Genomic DNA, 16,948 nt, shown 5'->3' with positions numbered 1-16,948 from the left:
TACAATAGAAAGTTATCTGTATAAAAACTGACTTAGAAATAAAGAATTTAGCGAAATCATCCATTAAATCTGTGAATAACATATCAATATTAATTAAGTTATTAACAGGACAGATTGAAAATTTAGCTTTTTTTCGTGATTCAGCCTATTTATCTTTGATCATTGATTGACTTATTGACTTTGGATCTCTAGAATTCAGCGTCCTTTTTGAGCGCCAATGTGTTCAATAGGTTTTATTAACGTTACAGCAGCGGATTAGGTCATGAAAAGAACATTTCAACCAAGTAATTTAAAGCGTAAACGTTCACACGGCTTTCGTGCTCGTATGGCAACGAAAAACGGCCGTCAGGTTTTAGCGCGTCGCCGCGCCAAAGGCCGTGCTCGTTTATCTGCATAAATGCATTTGTCGAAGTGGGTGAAAATACTTTTTCTCGGGACGTGAGACTACTCACTCCCACCCATTTCGGAAATGTATTTCAAGATGCAACTTCAGCTCCTTCCCCCCAAATAACTTTACTCGCTAGAACAAACCAACTCACTAACGCTCGTTTAGGCATTACCATTGCGAAAAAAAGGGTCAAAAAAGCCCATGACAGAAATCGCATAAAGCGTATTATTCGTGAGAGTTTTCGCCATCATCAATCCGGACTTGGAAATATTGATATAGTAGTTATTGGCAAAAGTGGACTGGATAGCATGACTAATCAGGAAATTTTTAATCTCCTGGACAAATTATGGAAAAAAATATTTCGCCGCTGCAATCCTTCTTTATCTGTTTGATAAAGGGGTATCAACGTTGGCTATCGCCCATTTTGGGACAACAGTGTCGTTTTCACCCAACTTGCTCTCATTATTCTATTGAAGCAATTAAAGTTCACGGAAGCTGGATTGGGTGTTGGTTAACTGTTAAACGCATATTAAAATGCCAACCTTTACATTCGGGGGGTTTTGATCCCGTGCCACCTAAACAACGAGAAATGAAGTAAATATTATGGAATCCCAACGTAGTTTATTAGTAATAGGTCTACTGTTTGTCAGTTTTTTACTGTGGCAACAATGGCAAGTGGATTACAGCCCTAAACCGGTTGCTCCCCCTCAACAAATCATCAACGATCAGCAACAAGCTGACGTCAATAGTGATATTCCTGCCGGTCAGGATGTACCTGCTTCAACTATTGTTAATCCGGTCGCAGCCGTAGCTAACGACGCTAAAACCATCAGAATCAGTACAGATACCTTAGAACTGCTAATCAATACCAAAGGTGGTGATATTGTCAGTGCTAATCTAAATGACTTTTCGGTCACACAAGGGTCAGATGATACCTTTAGTTTACTCAGACCGGATCAAGCAACCTTGTACATCGCTCAAAGTGGTTTGATTGGCACCGATGGTCCTGATTCCAGCAAAGACGGTCGCCCGGTTTATCAAACAACCGCTGACAGCTATGTATTAAATGGCGAAGAACTGGTTGTTCCGCTAACCTGGCAATCCGCCGACGGTATTGCAGTAACCAAAAGCTTTATTTTCCACGCTGGTAAACACAATGTTGAAGTAAAATATGATATTCAAAACAACAGTGAAAATCCGGCTAACATTCAACAATATGCTCAGTTAAAACAAGCCGTTGAAGGACAAAAAAGCGGTGGTATGTTTATGCCCACCTACCGTGGTAGCGCCTTTTCAACCGCCGAAACCCGCTACGAAAAATACACCTTTGATGACATTGATGAATCTAACTTACGAAAAGTGACTCAAGGTGGCTGGGTTGCCATGCTGGAACATTATTTTGTGTCAGCCTGGATCCCGCCAGAACAGGAACAAAATACCTTGTTTACCAAAAGTAGTAGCAATGGTGCCTACGCGACTATCGGCTATACCGGTCAACCTGTCGTAATAGAACCAGGTCAACAAGCAAGCATCAGCAGTGAATTATATCTTGGCCCTAAAAATCAGGATGCATTAGAGCATTTAGCCAAGGGTTTGGATTTAACTGTAGACTACGGCATCCTTTGGTGGATTTCCCAGCCATTATTTGCCTTGCTGAAATTTATCCAAAGCTTTGTGGGCAACTGGGGTGTGGCAATTATCATTATTACCATTATCGTAAAAGGCGCCATGTATCCGTTAACCAAAGCCCAATACGTATCCATGGGTAAAATGCGCGCCCTGCAGCCCAAAATGGCCGCCCTTAAAGAACGTTACGGTGACGATAGACAAAAAATGTCACAAGGTATGATGGAATTGTACAAAAAGGAAAAAGTTAACCCGATGGGTGGCTGCTTCCCGTTGCTATTGCAAATGCCGATATTCCTGGCCTTGTATTATGTCTTTTTGGAAAGCGTAGAATTCCGTCATGCTGAATTCTTTTTATGGATCAACGATCTGTCAGTACAGGATCCTTACTATGTGTTGCCAATATTAATGGGCGCCAGTATGTTCCTGCTGCAAAAACTGAATCCTGCTACCGTACAAGATCCGATGCAGCAAAAAATTATGCAGTGGATGCCGGTGATGATGACAGTATTCTTCCTGTGGTTCCCGGCTGGACTGGTATTGTACTGGTTAGTCAGTAACCTGATTACCATTACCCAGGCTAAAATCATTTACGCCGGGATGGAAAAGAAAGGTATGAAAATAAAATAGAACATCTATTTTAGTCATTGAGCCCACCTTTCGGTGGGCTTTTTTATTTTATTTACTGGTATATGATCTGAATCGATTATAATCACCCAAAATAACCATTGGAGTATGTTATGCCTTCATTTGATATCGTATCGGAAATTGACTTGGTTGAAGTCAAAAATGCGGTGGATAACGCCAGTCGAGAGCTGGAAACCCGTTTTGACTTTCGCGGCGCTGATGCCAGTTTTGAGCTAAAAGACGGCGTCGTCACCATGACCACCGAAAGCGATTTTCAACTACAACAAATGAAAGATATATTGCGCAGCAAATGTGCAAAGAGAAATATCGATGCCAATAGTCTGGAGTCACAGGAAGTAACGAGAACCGGCAAGTCCTTTAAGCAAAACATTGTATTCAAGCAAGGAATTGATCAGCCCATGGCCAAAAAAATCATCACCAAAATCAAAGAAGCCAAGCTGAAAGTCCAGGCTTCGATACAGGGTGAACAGGTGAGGGTCACTGGTAAAAAACGCGATGACCTGCAACAAGCCATGGCGTTGATTAGACAAGCCGAATTAGGTCAACCTTTCCAATTCAATAATTTCCGCGACTAGATGCAAAACGATCAGACTATAATCGCCCAGGCAACCGCACCTGGCAGAGGTGGAGTTGGGATAATTCGAGTTTCAGGTCACCTCGCAGCCTCAGTGGCAAACAGAATACTGGGCAAAATACCCAAGCCACGTAAGGCAGAATATTTACCCTTTATTGACGCTGACAATACAACCCTGGATCAAGGCATAGCATTATTTTTCAAGGGACCCCATTCCTTTACCGGCGAAGACGTACTGGAATTACAAGGTCATGGCGGCCAGATAGTGCTGGATATGCTGATCAAAACCATTTTGCAAGACCACAAAATCCGTTTAGCACGGCCAGGCGAATTCAGTGAACGAGCTTTTTTAAACGATAAGTTGGACCTGGCCCAGGCCGAAGCCATTGCTGATCTCATCGATGCCAGTTCAGAACAGGCCGCACGAAGCGCTCTGCGCTCATTGCAGGGAGAATTTTCCCAACATATAAACCAGCTTGTCGAAATGACCATCCACTTGCGTATGTATGTTGAAGCCGCAATTGATTTTCCGGATGAAGAAATTGACTTTCTTAGCGATGGCAAGGTGCTTAACGATCTTCAGCAAATCATCACCAAACTGCAGCAAGTTCAGCAACAAGCCAAACAAGGCAGTATTTTACGTGAAGGCATGCGGGTGGTGATTGCTGGCCGACCCAATGCGGGAAAATCCAGCTTGCTCAACGCGTTGGCCGGACGAGATGCAGCTATCGTTACTGACATTGCAGGTACCACCCGAGATGTTTTAAAAGAACATATTCATATCGATGGTATGCCACTGCATATTATTGATACCGCCGGATTGCGCGACAGTCAGGATAAAGTCGAGCAGATAGGTATTGAGCGCGCCTGGCAAGAAATACACCAAGCTGACCGGGTACTGTTTATGCTCGACAGTACCGAAACCAGTGCAACCGATCCTCATGATATCTGGCCGGATTTTGTCGATCGCTTACCCGATAATATGAAAATGACAGTTATCCGCAATAAAGCGGATTTATCCGGAGAAGCTATAGGTCAGACAATTATCAATGATTATCCCCTTATTCATTTATCTGCCAGTAATAAACAAGGTATTGATTTGCTAGCGCAACACTTAAAAGATTGCATGGGCTTTGAGGCCAAAACTGAAGGCCAGTTTATTGCACGGCGACGACACCTGGATGCGCTAGATAAAGCGGCTGAACATCTTCAAACGGGCCAGCAACAATTAGAACTTCATCTGGCTGGCGAACTGTTGGCTGAAGAGTTACGTCTGACGCAACAACATCTCAATGAAATTACCGGTGAATTCAGTTCCGATGACTTGCTGGGACGGATTTTCAGTTCATTCTGTATCGGGAAATAATATGCGAGTAGAGATTATTGTCGGCTCTATGCTAGGGGCCAGTGAATATGTTGCTGATGCGTTGGCTGCCAAGCTGGAAACTTTGGGTATCCACAGCGAAATTTATCTGACACCGGATATGCAACAACTGGATCAGGATAATTTGTGGTGTATCTGTACTTCTACTCATGGAGCGGGAGATTTGCCCGATAATATTCAACCCTTTGCCGAACAACTAAAACAACAGCAGTTGCCACGGGTTAACTATATAATTATTGGTCTGGGTGATAGTAGTTACGATACGTTTTGTGAGGGAGGTAAACAAATGCATCAATTGATGCAATCAGCCAAGGCAAACTCGCTAAGTGAACCGTTATATATTGACGTACTTCATCACCCTATTCCTGAAGACGAGGCTGAAACCTGGTTAGAAAATTTATTTGAACAGCCGCAATTTAAACAATATATCAAACCATTATGCTAAACCAATCTGAACTCAATGCATTAAAACAACCTGTCAGTAACGAAGCCCGCGTTTTATATTTTATGGCTTTGCGCATTAATGTAGATGAAAAAAGTGGCACTACTTCACCATTAAATTACAACCAGTTGAAAGATTTGCTTAACGGTAAAACTGAAATTATCAGTCTAGGCAGGCAGATCAATGCCTTAATCAAGGAGCTGGTTGATATCGGGCTGGTTAATTACACCGAACAGCAACAGGAGAATCACAGCCTCAACGGTAAACAACTGTTATTGCCTTTAATTGCGACCCAAAACAATGACTACCAGAATTTACATATGCAGTGGCAATCCATGCGGGCCGACTGGCAACCTAATAGCATGTTGTTTAATCAGCTGGCGAGTCTGGTCGGCATCATTGAAAAAGCCTATAGTGACGATGAATTAGGTGAGTTTATTGCGTATTGGCTTACCCGCCCAGAATCTAATTTCACCTTATTTCAATGGACCCAGAAATTTGTTCAACATTTGAAAAAGAAACGTCTGGCCTACGGTAATAAACCACAAAAACGCGTGGGAAATCAGCTAGTCAACAGTAAAGCGGCAGTCAATGCCGATGATAACGCCAAAAGATTGGTGGAGAAATACAGTGCAAAGCATCAAAAATAAAATTGATCAATTAGCTAAAACACTAGGCAGAAAACCTGTCGATGACCAGCCAGTGGATTATCAGAGTCTCCGTTCGGTTTATCAGCAACAAGCCAATAATGATATAAAAAAAATACAGCAACAGGCTAAAAAAGAACGTATCCACAATATCCATGGCCGTTCTGATCTCAATCCAAAGTGGACTTTTGATAATCTGATTGAAGACAGCGAAGACGTGATCGAAGCCATTAGTATTGCCAAGTCCTTTATTGCCGCCCACGACGATGTAGACTGGCGACAAAGCGGTTCACATATGATGATATTTTATGGTGATTATGGCCGTGGAAAATCTCATATTGCCGGCGCTATTGCCCATGAACTGATCGATCAATACGAAATTTCGGTATTATACCGGCAACTGTCGACCTTACTGGAAATGCGTTTTTCGTCCTTCGACTACAATGCCCAGGACAACATTGGCGAGAAATTTCGTGAAGTCAATCAGGAACTGCTCAATGTAGACCTGCTCATCCTTGATGAAGTGTGTGTCAATGAAACAATATTAAAGAAAAATACCCAGAGTTGGCTAGGCAACCTATTACGTCAGCGACTGGTCAATAACAAAAACTGTATACTTATTACCAACCATAATCTGTCCGAGCTGGAAAACGCACTGGGTCACTATTGCTTTGAATCGATCAAGGAATACGATACTTATCGAGTACAATTTTCCGGGCCGAGCAGACGCAAGGCGCTAAGCCTTGAAAACGAAGAAACAGATTACTCCAACGCATATCATCCTAATCAGGTCAGGTAACGTAGCAGCAAAGCCATGTTACTTCCCCCTCCAACATCTGCACGCCTTTAATCTTGCTGAACTACGTATCGGTCAGGCGGGTAAACTGTCTGCGCCAGTTATAGATCTGCTGGGCGGATATTGCCAGCTCAAAAGCCACTGAGCCATTGGAGTTGCCAGGCAATTCCGCACGGCTTCTTTGCAGAATTTTTCTGTATAGGGTTGAGCTCTCTTTTACGTTCCATAAACCTCCTCTTATCTAATAACTATAAGAGATGTCCACTTCTATTGGGTAAGTCCTTTACTTAACGCCTAGCCATATAAACGGCTATATACATCTATAAAATCGTCTACAACTTACAAATGTTATTGCGGCTGGATAAAAACTGGTCGTTTTAAACAGGTTATCAGGGCTAAGCATTGTTCTCTTTAGTCCAAAAATATTTTACGCGATATGTGTATAAATCCAAGCTGTGGATAGCCGTAACAAATCTGTCAGCAACAATAAATATCAATATAAAACAAATACTTAAATACAATAAGTCAAATTTAAAAATTTAACTGATCACAAATTACACACAGTTAGATCACTGGAATTAAATAAATGTGCATAACTTAGTGAATAACATCTTTATTATGTATTATTATCCACTTTATAAAATTATATAAATATTCACCTGTGGATAAAACAACAAGTTATCCCCATGATTTACGCCTGTTATTTGATCAATACCAACAACTTAAAATTGATATAAGTAACTGTTTTAAAAAAATTAAATTGACTTATACATGATATTGGCTTGCTTAATAGTAATAACAGTAAGTAAAAGATCTATATAGATCTTAATTTAATTAAACAGCACAAAAACGGAATTGGTTGAATTTTAATCGTTTCAATAAGCCAATAAAATCTATAGAATATGCGCCCCCGATTTAAGCGGGTTGAATACAGAGGTAAGTATGCTTTACGAACAACAATTTGATGTCATTGTTATTGGTGGTGGTCATGCCGGTACTGAAGCTGCGTTAGCCGCAGCCAGAATGGGATCCGATACACTGCTGCTTACCCACAATATTGAAACCTTGGGACAAATGTCCTGTAATCCTGCTATTGGCGGCATTGGCAAAGGCCATCTGGTTAAAGAAATTGATGCGCTGGGTGGTGTAATGGCCACCGCAATTGATCATGCTGGCATTCAGTTTCGTACTCTAAATTCCAGCAAAGGCCCCGCCGTAAGAGCAACTCGTGCTCAGGCAGATCGCGCCCTGTATAAGAGTTTTGTTCGTCAGGTACTGGAAAATCAGCCCAATCTGACTTTATTCCAGCAATCTTGTGATGATCTTATTGTTGAAAATGATCGTGTCACGGGTGTAGTGACTCAGATGGGATTAAAATTTAAAGCTAAAACTGTGGTACTTACCGTGGGCACGTTTTTAGGTGGTGTGATTCATATTGGTTTGGATAATTATCAAGGTGGGCGTGCTGGTGATCCTCCTTCAAACGCATTAGCTCAACGATTAAGGGCGTTGCCTTTTAGAACAGATAGATTAAAAACCGGTACCCCTGCACGATTAGATGCCCGTTCACTGGACTTTTCGGTGATGCAAGAACAAGCGGGTGATAATCCAGTTCCGGTATTTTCGTTTATGGGAAAAGAAGAGCATCATCCTCGTCAAATTTCCTGCTATATCACCCATACCAATGAGAAAACCCACGATATAATTCGCAGTGGGTTAGATAGATCGCCCATGTATACCGGGGTGATAGAAGGAATAGGGCCAAGATATTGCCCTTCTATTGAGGATAAAATTAATCGTTTTGCGGATAAAATTTCTCATCAGATTTTTGTTGAGCCCGAAGGGCTGAACAGCATTGAAGTCTATCCAAATGGTATTTCAACCAGCTTACCTTTTGATGTGCAAGTGGCTTTAGTTCGTTCGATTAAAGGATTTGAAAATGCGCATATTATCCGCCCAGGTTATGCCATTGAGTACGACTTTTTCGATCCCAGAGATTTGAAACAATCACTGGAAACCAAATTTATTCAGGGACTATTTTTTGCTGGTCAAATTAATGGTACTACGGGCTATGAAGAAGCGGGTGCACAAGGTCTTGTTGCCGGAATGAATGCATCCTTGCAGGCTCAAGATAAAGACAGCTGGACACCGCGCCGGGACGAAGCCTATATGGGTGTACTAATTGATGATTTATCTACCATGGGAACCAAAGAACCCTACCGGATGTTTACCAGCCGTGCTGAATATCGCTTGTTATTGCGCGAAGATAATGCCGATATCCGTTTAACTGCCAAAGGCCGGGAACTGGGTCTGGTCAATGACGTGAGATGGCAAGCCTTCAATCAAAAACTGGAAGCAATAGAATTGGAAAAGCAGCGCTTAAAATCCACCTGGGTTTCGCCTGCACATATCGCTGCCCAGGCATTAAATCCGTTGTTAAAAAATCCGATTACTAAAGAAAACTCTCTGGAAGAATTACTGCGCAGACCGGAGATGACGTATCAAAAACTGATGCAAATCGAGTCATTGGGTCCAGCGTTGGATAATGCCCAAGCCGCAGAGCAAGTGGAAATCCAGACCAAATATGCCGGTTATATTGAACGTCAGTATGAAGAAATAGCCCGTACTCAACGTAATGAAAACACTCTGTTACCGATGGATTTTGATTACAGTAAAATTTCCGGCTTATCCAATGAAGTGGTGGCTAAGTTGACTGACGCCAGACCGGAAACCATTGGCAAGGCATCACGTATCTCAGGTATTACACCAGCTGCTATTTCCTTATTGCTGGTTTATCTTAAAAAACAGGGGTTGTTGCGTAAAGATGCGAGAAAAACCGCCTGATGATGCAACCCGATCCGGTACTAGTTACTCACCTGCAAAAATGGCTTGAGTCATCCACTTTAACTGTTAACCAACAGCAATTAGAGCAACTGGTTTGTTTTGTTCAACTGATGGATAAGTGGAATAAAGCCTACAATCTGACTTCTGTTCGCGATCCAATCCATATGTTGAGCAAGCACATTATTGATTCGATTGTTATTGCACCTGAACTGGATAAACAATCTTACATTGACGTAGGAACCGGACCGGGTTTACCTGGCATACCATTGGCTATTATGTGTCCGGATAAACACTTTGTGTTACTCGACAGTTTGGGTAAACGCGTCAGGTTTATGAAACAGGCAGGATACGAATTAGGGCTGAAAAATATTCAGCCGGTACAATCCCGCGTAGAGCAATACCAGAGCGATATCGAATTTGATGGCGTTATAAGCCGGGCATTTGCCTCACTAAAAGATATGTTGCACTGGTGTCAGCATCTGGTAGATTCACAAGGGAAATTTTTGGCTCTCAAAGGCCTGTATCCTGAGCTGGAACTAAATGAATTACCGCCAGGGTTTAGCCTGGTCCAAGCTATCAAGCTTGATATACCGGGCCTTGACGCTGATCGCCATTTGATCAAAATAAGCAAAAATAAAAATTAATAAACCCTAAACAACATTGGATATTTATTTTGGGAAAGGTCATTGCAATTGCCAATCAAAAAGGTGGTGTAGGTAAAACAACGACTGCCGTCAATGTTGCAGCATCTATGGCAGCAACCCGACGTAAAGTATTGTTGATAGATCTTGATCCGCAGGGTAATGCCACTATGGGCAGCGGCGTGGACAAGTTTGAAGTTGAATCTACCTGTTACGAACTGTTGATTGAAGAAAAACCGGTAGAAGAGGTGATTGTTAAGGAAACGACTGGCAAATATCATCTTATTGCCGCCAACAGTGATGTTACTGCAGCTGAAATAAAATTAATGGAAGTTTTTGCCCGTGAATTGCGTTTACGCAATGCACTGCAACCGGTCCGAGATTATTACGACTATATTTTTATCGATTGCCCCCCTTCCCTGAGTCAGTTAACCGTAAATGCCATGGCAGCTGCCGATTCTGTGCTGGTGCCGATGCAATGCGAATATTATGCATTGGAAGGTTTAACTGCGCTGATGGATACTATTCGAAAATTGGCTTCGGTGGTCAATCCTGATCTGACAATTGAAGGTGTGTTGCGTACCATGTACGATCCGCGCAACAGACTGGCCAATGATGTATCCGAGCAACTTAAACGTCATTTTGGTGCGCAAGTTTATCGTACCGTGATACCGCGTAATGTCCGATTGGCAGAAGCGCCCAGTTTTGGTGCGCCAGCGATGTATTATGAAAAATCGTCCACTGGAGCAAAAGCCTATTTGGCGCTGGCCGGTGAAATTTTACGTCGCCGCAATCAAACCAACGCTGCTGTATCAAACAGTTAAAAAAATCTGAGGAAAACATGTCAACCAAAAAAAGAGGATTGGGCAGAGGTTTAGATGCGTTATTAGCAACCAGTCAACAGACCCGCAATGATAAAAGTACTCAGTCGGTTGACGGCGGTGAATTACAAAAATTACCGCTAGAATTTTTGCAACCGGGAAAATATCAACCTCGCAAGGACATGTCGCCTGATGCGCTGGAAGATTTAGCCTCTTCAATCCGATCCCAGGGTGTTATTCAGCCGGTAGTAGTGCGTAAACTGGCAAAAGACAAGTATGAAATTATTGCTGGTGAACGACGTTGGCGCGCTTCTCAATTAGCTCATCTGGAAGAAATTCCCTGTCTGATTAAAAACGTTGCCGATGAAGCGGCAGTAGCCATTGCGCTAATTGAAAACATTCAGCGTGAAGATTTGAACGCGATGGAAGAAGCGCAGGCGCTGGAACGTTTATTAACCGAGTTTGAACTGACGCATCAGGAAGTCGCTGAGGCAGTAGGCAAATCACGGGCTAGCGTGACCAATTTATTAAGGCTGAACAATCTTAATGAAGATGTTAAATTATTGTTAGAATATGGCGATATTGAAATGGGCCATGCCAGAGCTCTATTGGCACTTGAAGGTGAAAGTCAGCTAGATGCTGCGCGAACTGTAGCCGGAAAGGGATTAACTGTCAGGGATACAGAAAATTTAGTCCGTAAAATACTCGAGCCGGCTAAGCAGAAAGAACAAAAGAAAGATGATCCGGACGTAAAAAGGCTGGAAACCAAATTATCCGAGAACTTGGGTGCCAGCGTGTCCATATCGCACAACACCAAAGGTAAGGGAAAAATGGTAATTAACTACAGCAGTCTGGATGAACTAGACGGTATACTAGCCCACTTTAAAGTCAGTTAATTCGCGTAAAGGGTTAGATTGTTATCAGTTGTAAAAACTGCGTAAAACAGTATAATTCCGGCGCTTTTATTAAATTCAACGTACAAGAGGCCATTAATGGCACAAAGTTTGGCCGGAACTGGGCGATTACTGGTCAGAAAAATTTTTTTATTTCAATGCGCCAGTGTAATTTTTAGCGCGTTGATCGGTATGTTGATTTGGGATCAGAATGTTGCAGTCGCCGTATTAGCAGGTGGTGTGATTTGCATTCTGGCCAATTTGGTATTCGGCCTGATGGCATTTAAGTATGCCGGTGCCAGTAAAAATAAGCAGGTAGTCAGAAGTTTTAATCAGGGATTAAAACTAAAGTTATTTGTCAGCGTTATTTTGTTTGTCGCTGTATTTCAATGGCTAAAATTACCTGCCCTGCCGCTGTTAGCAGGCTATGTTATTACCCTGATGACTCAATGGCCGGGGATAGTGTATTCAAGTCGCGGTAACTGATACCGCCACTGTAAAAGATTTTTAACTTTAAACAATTGGGATAGATGATGGCTGGAACGGGTGACGAACAAACCATTAGTGGTTATATTCAGCACCACTTGACCAATGCAACGGTTGGCGAAGGTTTTTGGACCTTTCATATCGATACTATTGCATGGTCTGTGGGCTTGGGAATTGTTTTTCTATGGCTTTTCCGTTCGGTAGCAAAGTCGGCAACGGCGGGTGTACCGGGAAAATGGCAGGCATGTGTAGAGTTAGTGGTTGAGTTTGTTGATTCAACCGTTAAAAGTACCTTTCATGGCAAGAGTGCGTTGATCGCACCATTATCATTAACCATTTTTGTATGGGTATTGTTAATGAACCTGATGGATTTAATCCCGGTTGATTTTCTGCCCTGGATCGCGCAGCAAATTGGTGGATTGATGGGTTATGACCCTCATCATGTGTATATGAAAGTGGTGCCGACTACCGATGTCAATATGACCTTTGCCCTGTCTATTGGCGTATTTTTATTGATGATCTTTTATTCGATTAAAATAAAAGGTTTTGGCGGGTTTATGAAAGAACTCTATGCCCATCCTTTCAATACGCCCTGGTTATACTGGTTTAACTTTATTCTGGAACTGGTATCACTGATAGCCAAACCCTTATCTCTGTCGTTACGTTTATTCGGTAACTTATATGCGGGTGAATTAATCTTTATTTTGATTGCAGCAACTATTGGGCTTTGGCAGTTGCCAATCCACTTTATCTGGGCTGCGTTCCATCTACTGATTATTCCGTTACAAGCATTTATTTTCATGATGCTGACCATCGTTTATTTAAGTATGGCGCATGAAGATCACTAATTTTGTCAAAAATTAGCACAGCTTTTAAATGACCCCGCGAGGGTCGAGGGCAGGAAGCCCGGAATAGTAATTAATAACAATTTTTTTAAACTTTAACTTTAAACTTGAAAGGTGAAAATCAATGGAAATCTTAGGTAATCTTTATATCGCAGTAGGTATCTTGATCGGTCTTTGTGCATTAGGTCCGGCAATCGGCTTCGGTTTGTTGGGTGGTAAATTCCTCGAGTCTGCTGCTCGTCAGCCAGAATTAGCGCCACAACTGCAAGTTAAAATGTTTATCGTAGCCGGTTTGATCGATGCAATCGCGATGATCGGTGTCGCTATCGCTCTGTTCTTGTTGTTTGTTGAAAGCGCGAAATTTGCCGTATAAGCACCCACTACAACAACGAATTGAGGAGGAGCGGTTTTGAATATTAACGCCACTCTACTTGGTGAACTTATTGCGTTCATCGTATTCGTCTGGTTCTGCATGAAGTATGTATGGCCACCGATTATGAATGCAATTGAAGATCGTCAAAAGAAAATTGCCGATGGTTTGGCTGCTTCAGATCGCGCTGAAAAAGACTTGCAACTGGCTCAGGAAAAAGCCACTGCACAGTTAAAAGAAGCAAAATCTCAGGCTGCTGACATTATTGAACAGGCTAAGAAACGTGCGTCTCAAATTATTGATGAAGAAACGCAACGTGGTCATCAGGAGCGTGAGAAAATCATTGCTCAGGGTCAGTCTGAAGTCGAAGCAGAAAGAAATCGTGCTCGCGAAGAATTACGTCAACAAGTTGCTGCACTTGCGGTAACTGGTGCGGAACGGATTCTGGGCCGTCAAATCGATGCAGCAGCACAAAGTGACATAGTTGAAAAACTTGTCGCTGAGTTATAGGGGAGTACGAGCTTATGTCTGAAATGACTACTATTGCTCGCCCTTACGCTAAAGCTGCTTTTGAATATGCGGTCGAACATAAAGCCATTCAAAGCTGGCAGGAAATGTTGTCGTTTTCTGCTCAGGTGGCTGCTAATGAGCAAGTGCAGCAATTGCTGACCGGCTCGGTAGCAGATGACAAGTTGGCCGATATATTTGTCCAGCTTTGTGGTGAACAAATCGATCAAAATGGCCAGAATTTTATTCGTGTTTTGGCTGAGAACAAACGTTTAACGGCGTTAGCTGAAATCTTGATGTTGTTTAATCAATACAAGGCCGAGTTTGAGAAAGAAGTGGATGTTGATGTGACTTCTGCTGTCGAACTGTCCGAGCAACAAAAACAAGAACTCAGCGTGTCTCTAGAAAAACGTTTGACACGAAAAGTTAAGCTGAATTGTAGCGTGGATCCTGTATTGATTGCCGGTGTTGTGATTAAAACCGGTGACACAGTTATCGACGGTTCTGTACGAAGCAAATTAAACCGTCTGACAGACGCGTTACAAGCATAACGGGGAAATGAGGATGCAACTGAATTCCACTGAAATCGCCGAGCTGATCAAAAAAAGAATTGAACAGTTTGAAGTCGTAAGTGAAGCGCGTAATGAAGGTACAATAGTCGGTGTAACCGACGGTATTATTCGTATTCACGGTCTTGCAGATGTAATGCAAGGCGAAATGATAGAACTTCCTGGCAGTCGCTATGCCATTGCACTTAACCTTGAGCGTGACTCGGTTGGTGCGGTAGTGATGGGACCTTATGCCGATTTACAGGAAGGGGTAAAAGTTAAATCTACCGGCCGTATTCTAGAAGTACCGGTAGGTCGTAATTTATTAGGCCGTGTGGTTAACACACTAGGTGCACCTATTGATGGTAAAGGCTCGATTGATGCTGACGGTTTTGAACCGGTAGAAAAAATCGCACCGGGCGTAATTGAGCGTCAATCGGTTGATCAGCCAATTCAAACTGGTTATAAGTCAATTGACTCTATGATCCCGGTTGGACGTGGTCAGCGTGAGTTGATTATCGGTGACCGTCAAACCGGTAAAACCGCGTTAGCTATCGATGCGATCATCAACCAGAAAGGTACCGGCGTTAAATGTGTATATGTTGCTATCGGTCAGAAAGCATCCACTATCGCTAACGTGGTACGTAAACTGGAAGAACACGGTGCTCTGGAAAATACCATTATTGTTGCGGCTACGGCTTCTGAGTCAGCGGCATTACAATATTTGGCACCTTATTCCGGTTGTACTATGGGTGAGTATTTCCGTGACCGTGGTGAAGATGCGCTGATAGTTTATGATGACTTGTCCAAGCAAGCAGTAGCCTATCGTCAGGTATCTTTGTTGTTACGTCGTCCGCCGGGTCGTGAAGCTTATCCTGGGGATGTGTTCTATCTTCATTCACGTTTGCTGGAGCGTGCTGCTCGCGTTAACGAAATGTATGTTGAGCGTTACACCAAAGGTGAAGTAAAAGGTAAAACCGGTTCTTTGACTGCATTGCCGATTATTGAAACCCAGGCTGGTGATGTATCGGCATTCGTACCGACCAACGTAATCTCTATTACTGATGGTCAGATCTTCCTGGAAACTGACTTGTTTAACGCGGGTATTCGCCCGGCAGTTAACGCAGGTATTTCGGTTTCACGGGTAGGTGGTGCAGCGCAAACCAAGATTATCAAAAAGCTGGGCGGTGGTATCCGTTTGGCATTGGCTCAATATCGTGAATTGGCGGCATTCTCTCAGTTTGCTTCTGATTTGGATGAAGCAACCCGTTCACAACTTGAACATGGTGAACGTGTTACTGAGCTGATGAAGCAAAAACAATACGCACCATTATCCGTTGCTGATATGGCGGTTTCATTGTTCGCGGTAGAAAAAGGTTATCTGAAAGATCTGGAAATGAACAAGGTTCTGGATTTTGAAGCCTCTTTGCATTCGTTTATGCACAGTGACTACGCCGAGCTAATGGACACTATTAACAGTACCGGTAACTACAACGACAGTATTGAGTCGTCCTTGAAAGAAGCATTAGACAAATTCAAGGCAACCCAAACCTGGTAAATCAATGCGCGCAAGCGCATTGATCGTTGAGTAATCGAGGAGATAGTTCATGGCCGGCGATAAAGAGATAAAAGGTAAGATTGGGAGTATTAAAAATACTCAGAAAATCACCAGCGCAATGGAGATGGTTGCTGCGTCCAAAATGAAAAAGGCGCAGGATCGTATGGCGAGCAGTCGTCCGTACGCCCAAAGCATGCGTAAGGTGATTGGCCATCTTGCCAATGCCAACCTTGAATATCGCCATCCTTATCTGGAAGAACGTGAAATTAAACGCGTTGGTTACATCGTTATTTCAACTGATCGGGGACTTTGTGGTGGTTTGAACACCAATGAGTTCAAGGCAGTAGCTAAAGATGTCAAGCAATGGCGGGACAAAGGAGTTGAAGTTGATTTTTCAGCTCTGGGATCCAAAGCCTGTGCGTTCTTCAACCGGTTTGGTGGTGAAGTGTTGGCAGCAGAATCTGGCATAGGTGATGCACCCAGTGTAAGTGATGTTATTGGTTTAGTGCATGTCATGCTTAGTGCTTATAACGAAGGTAAAATTGACCGCTTGTATCTGGTATTTAACAATTTTGTCAATACCATGTCCCAAGTGCCAAAAATTGAGCAATTATTGCCTTTGCCAAAATCAGATGATGATAATTTGCAGCATCGTTGGGATTACATTTTCGAACCCGATCCAAAACCTATTCTGGAAACATTATTGGTTCGATATGTGGAATCTCAGGTATATCAAGGTGTTGTTGAAAATGCAGCGTCAGAACAAGCTGCAAGAATGGTTGCAATGAAAGCCGCTACCGATAACGCGGGCGACCTGATCGATGAATTACAGCTGATATACAACAAGGCCCGTCAGGCAGCAATCACACAGGAAATCAGTGAGATTGTCAGTGGCGCAGCTGCGGTGTAGGCAAAGGTTTATAAATTATG

Annotated in this window: 20 protein-coding genes; all 20 read left to right on the top strand. The window is 42.8% G+C overall.

The genetic code is table 11. From position 1 onward, the window contains the following. Positions 1 to 262 precede the first annotated feature (262 nt). The 20 genes from rpmH to atpG all read left to right on the top strand — a co-directional run bounded on the left by rpmH (position 263) and on the right by atpG (position 16,928). Positions 263 to 397 (top strand): 50S ribosomal protein L34, encoded by a 135-nt coding sequence (gene rpmH / locus V1467_RS20095; RefSeq protein WP_186507167.1) that lies wholly within the window; start codon positions 263 to 265, stop codon positions 395 to 397. Positions 398 to 411: 14 nt separating this feature from the next. Next, positions 412 to 780, top strand: a complete 369-nt coding sequence (rnpA, locus tag V1467_RS20090; RefSeq protein WP_416306761.1) for a ribonuclease P protein component — start codon at positions 412 to 414, stop codon at positions 778 to 780. Then, the gene (gene yidD / locus V1467_RS20085; RefSeq protein WP_416306760.1) at positions 735 to 986 is read left to right on the top strand and encodes a membrane protein insertion efficiency factor YidD; all 252 of its coding nucleotides are present in this window, start codon (positions 735 to 737) and stop codon (positions 984 to 986) included. Before rnpA ends, yidD begins: the two co-directional genes overlap by 46 nt. 5 nt (positions 987 to 991) lie before the next feature. Beyond that, complete coding sequence (gene yidC / locus V1467_RS20080) at positions 992 to 2,644, top strand: membrane protein insertase YidC (protein WP_416306759.1); 1,653 nt, start codon at positions 992 to 994, stop codon at positions 2,642 to 2,644. 110 nt (positions 2,645 to 2,754) lie between these two features. Continuing rightward, positions 2,755 to 3,237 carry a YajQ family cyclic di-GMP-binding protein gene (locus V1467_RS20075; protein ID WP_416306758.1) on the top strand — a complete coding sequence of 161 codons (483 nt, stop codon included), beginning with the start codon at positions 2,755 to 2,757 and terminating at the stop codon, positions 3,235 to 3,237. Next, positions 3,238 to 4,602 (top strand): tRNA uridine-5-carboxymethylaminomethyl(34) synthesis GTPase MnmE, encoded by a 1,365-nt coding sequence (gene mnmE / locus V1467_RS20070; RefSeq protein ID WP_416306757.1) that lies wholly within the window; start codon positions 3,238 to 3,240, stop codon positions 4,600 to 4,602. Position 4,603: 1 nt separating this feature from the next. Next, positions 4,604 to 5,065, top strand: coding sequence for an FMN-binding protein MioC (gene mioC, locus V1467_RS20065; protein ID WP_416306756.1), 462 nt, complete (start codon positions 4,604 to 4,606; stop codon positions 5,063 to 5,065). Next, entirely contained in the window at positions 5,059 to 5,712 is a 654-nt protein-coding gene (locus V1467_RS20060; RefSeq protein ID WP_416306755.1) for a DnaT-like ssDNA-binding domain-containing protein, read from the top strand. The genes mioC and V1467_RS20060 overlap by 7 nt, the downstream gene beginning before the upstream one ends. Then, positions 5,693 to 6,508, top strand: a complete 816-nt coding sequence (locus V1467_RS20055) for a DnaA ATPase domain-containing protein (protein ID WP_416306754.1) — start codon at positions 5,693 to 5,695, stop codon at positions 6,506 to 6,508. Before V1467_RS20060 ends, V1467_RS20055 begins: the two co-directional genes overlap by 20 nt. A gap of 939 nt (positions 6,509 to 7,447) precedes the next feature. After that, positions 7,448 to 9,349, top strand: a complete 1,902-nt coding sequence (gene mnmG / locus V1467_RS20050) for a tRNA uridine-5-carboxymethylaminomethyl(34) synthesis enzyme MnmG (protein WP_416306753.1) — start codon at positions 7,448 to 7,450, stop codon at positions 9,347 to 9,349. Further along, positions 9,349 to 9,993, top strand: coding sequence for a 16S rRNA (guanine(527)-N(7))-methyltransferase RsmG (rsmG, locus tag V1467_RS20045; protein WP_416306752.1), 645 nt, complete (start codon positions 9,349 to 9,351; stop codon positions 9,991 to 9,993). Before mnmG ends, rsmG begins: the two co-directional genes overlap by 1 nt. A gap of 29 nt (positions 9,994 to 10,022) precedes the next feature. Further along, a complete protein-coding gene (locus tag V1467_RS20040) occupies positions 10,023 to 10,814 on the top strand; it encodes a ParA family protein (protein ID WP_416306751.1) in 792 nt (263 codons plus the stop codon). A 17-nt stretch (positions 10,815 to 10,831) separates the two neighbouring features. Then, the gene (locus tag V1467_RS20035) at positions 10,832 to 11,707 is read left to right on the top strand and encodes a ParB/RepB/Spo0J family partition protein (protein ID WP_416306750.1); all 876 of its coding nucleotides are present in this window, start codon (positions 10,832 to 10,834) and stop codon (positions 11,705 to 11,707) included. A 96-nt stretch (positions 11,708 to 11,803) separates the two neighbouring features. Then, positions 11,804 to 12,190: an ATP synthase subunit I gene (locus V1467_RS20030; RefSeq protein ID WP_416306749.1), complete on the top strand. Its 387-nt coding sequence runs from the start codon at positions 11,804 to 11,806 to the stop codon at positions 12,188 to 12,190. A 47-nt stretch (positions 12,191 to 12,237) separates the two neighbouring features. After that, positions 12,238 to 13,038: a F0F1 ATP synthase subunit A gene (atpB, locus tag V1467_RS20025; RefSeq protein WP_416308735.1), complete on the top strand. Its 801-nt coding sequence runs from the start codon at positions 12,238 to 12,240 to the stop codon at positions 13,036 to 13,038. Between the two features lie 121 nt (positions 13,039 to 13,159). After that, positions 13,160 to 13,408, top strand: coding sequence for a F0F1 ATP synthase subunit C (atpE, locus tag V1467_RS20020; RefSeq protein WP_006994918.1), 249 nt, complete (start codon positions 13,160 to 13,162; stop codon positions 13,406 to 13,408). Between the two features lie 36 nt (positions 13,409 to 13,444). Beyond that, a complete protein-coding gene (atpF, locus tag V1467_RS20015; protein WP_416306748.1) occupies positions 13,445 to 13,915 on the top strand; it encodes a F0F1 ATP synthase subunit B in 471 nt (156 codons plus the stop codon). A gap of 14 nt (positions 13,916 to 13,929) precedes the next feature. Further along, the gene (gene atpH, locus V1467_RS20010; protein ID WP_416306747.1) at positions 13,930 to 14,463 is read left to right on the top strand and encodes a F0F1 ATP synthase subunit delta; all 534 of its coding nucleotides are present in this window, start codon (positions 13,930 to 13,932) and stop codon (positions 14,461 to 14,463) included. A 13-nt stretch (positions 14,464 to 14,476) separates the two neighbouring features. After that, the gene (gene atpA, locus V1467_RS20005) at positions 14,477 to 16,018 is read left to right on the top strand and encodes a F0F1 ATP synthase subunit alpha (RefSeq protein ID WP_416306746.1); all 1,542 of its coding nucleotides are present in this window, start codon (positions 14,477 to 14,479) and stop codon (positions 16,016 to 16,018) included. Positions 16,019 to 16,067: 49 nt separating this feature from the next. Continuing rightward, the gene (gene atpG / locus V1467_RS20000) at positions 16,068 to 16,928 is read left to right on the top strand and encodes a F0F1 ATP synthase subunit gamma (RefSeq protein WP_416306745.1); all 861 of its coding nucleotides are present in this window, start codon (positions 16,068 to 16,070) and stop codon (positions 16,926 to 16,928) included. The last annotated feature ends 20 nt before the right edge of the window (positions 16,929 to 16,948 follow it).

Source organism: Neptunicella plasticusilytica (assembly GCF_047922965.1).
Lineage (GTDB): Bacteria > Pseudomonadota > Gammaproteobacteria > Enterobacterales > Alteromonadaceae > Neptunicella > Neptunicella plasticusilytica.
The sequence above is the reverse complement of the archived record's forward strand: the minus strand, read 5'-3'. Positions and strand labels throughout refer to the sequence as shown.

Excerpts from the sequence above, each read along its gene's own strand:
- yidD (WP_416306760.1), top strand. The coding sequence starts at position 735 with ATGGAAAAAAATATTTCGCCGCTGCAATCCTTCTTTATCTGTTTGATA.
- yidC (WP_416306759.1), top strand. The coding sequence starts at position 992 with ATGGAATCCCAACGTAGTTTATTAGTAATAGGTCTACTGTTTGTCAGT.
- V1467_RS20030 (WP_416306749.1), top strand. The coding sequence starts at position 11,804 with ATGGCACAAAGTTTGGCCGGAACTGGGCGATTACTGGTCAGAAAAATT.
- mnmG (WP_416306753.1), top strand. The coding sequence starts at position 7,448 with ATGCTTTACGAACAACAATTTGATGTCATTGTTATTGGTGGTGGTCAT.
- mnmE (WP_416306757.1), top strand. The coding sequence starts at position 3,238 with ATGCAAAACGATCAGACTATAATCGCCCAGGCAACCGCACCTGGCAGA.
- V1467_RS20060 (WP_416306755.1), top strand. The coding sequence starts at position 5,059 with ATGCTAAACCAATCTGAACTCAATGCATTAAAACAACCTGTCAGTAAC.
- V1467_RS20075 (WP_416306758.1), top strand. The coding sequence starts at position 2,755 with ATGCCTTCATTTGATATCGTATCGGAAATTGACTTGGTTGAAGTCAAA.
- atpG (WP_416306745.1), top strand. The coding sequence starts at position 16,068 with ATGGCCGGCGATAAAGAGATAAAAGGTAAGATTGGGAGTATTAAAAAT.
- atpE (WP_006994918.1), top strand. The coding sequence starts at position 13,160 with ATGGAAATCTTAGGTAATCTTTATATCGCAGTAGGTATCTTGATCGGT.
- mioC (WP_416306756.1), top strand. The coding sequence starts at position 4,604 with ATGCGAGTAGAGATTATTGTCGGCTCTATGCTAGGGGCCAGTGAATAT.
- atpA (WP_416306746.1), top strand. The coding sequence starts at position 14,477 with ATGCAACTGAATTCCACTGAAATCGCCGAGCTGATCAAAAAAAGAATT.
- atpH (WP_416306747.1), top strand. The coding sequence starts at position 13,930 with ATGTCTGAAATGACTACTATTGCTCGCCCTTACGCTAAAGCTGCTTTT.
- V1467_RS20035 (WP_416306750.1), top strand. The coding sequence starts at position 10,832 with ATGTCAACCAAAAAAAGAGGATTGGGCAGAGGTTTAGATGCGTTATTA.
- rsmG (WP_416306752.1), top strand. The coding sequence starts at position 9,349 with ATGATGCAACCCGATCCGGTACTAGTTACTCACCTGCAAAAATGGCTT.
- rpmH (WP_186507167.1), top strand. The coding sequence starts at position 263 with ATGAAAAGAACATTTCAACCAAGTAATTTAAAGCGTAAACGTTCACAC.
- atpB (WP_416308735.1), top strand. The coding sequence starts at position 12,238 with ATGGCTGGAACGGGTGACGAACAAACCATTAGTGGTTATATTCAGCAC.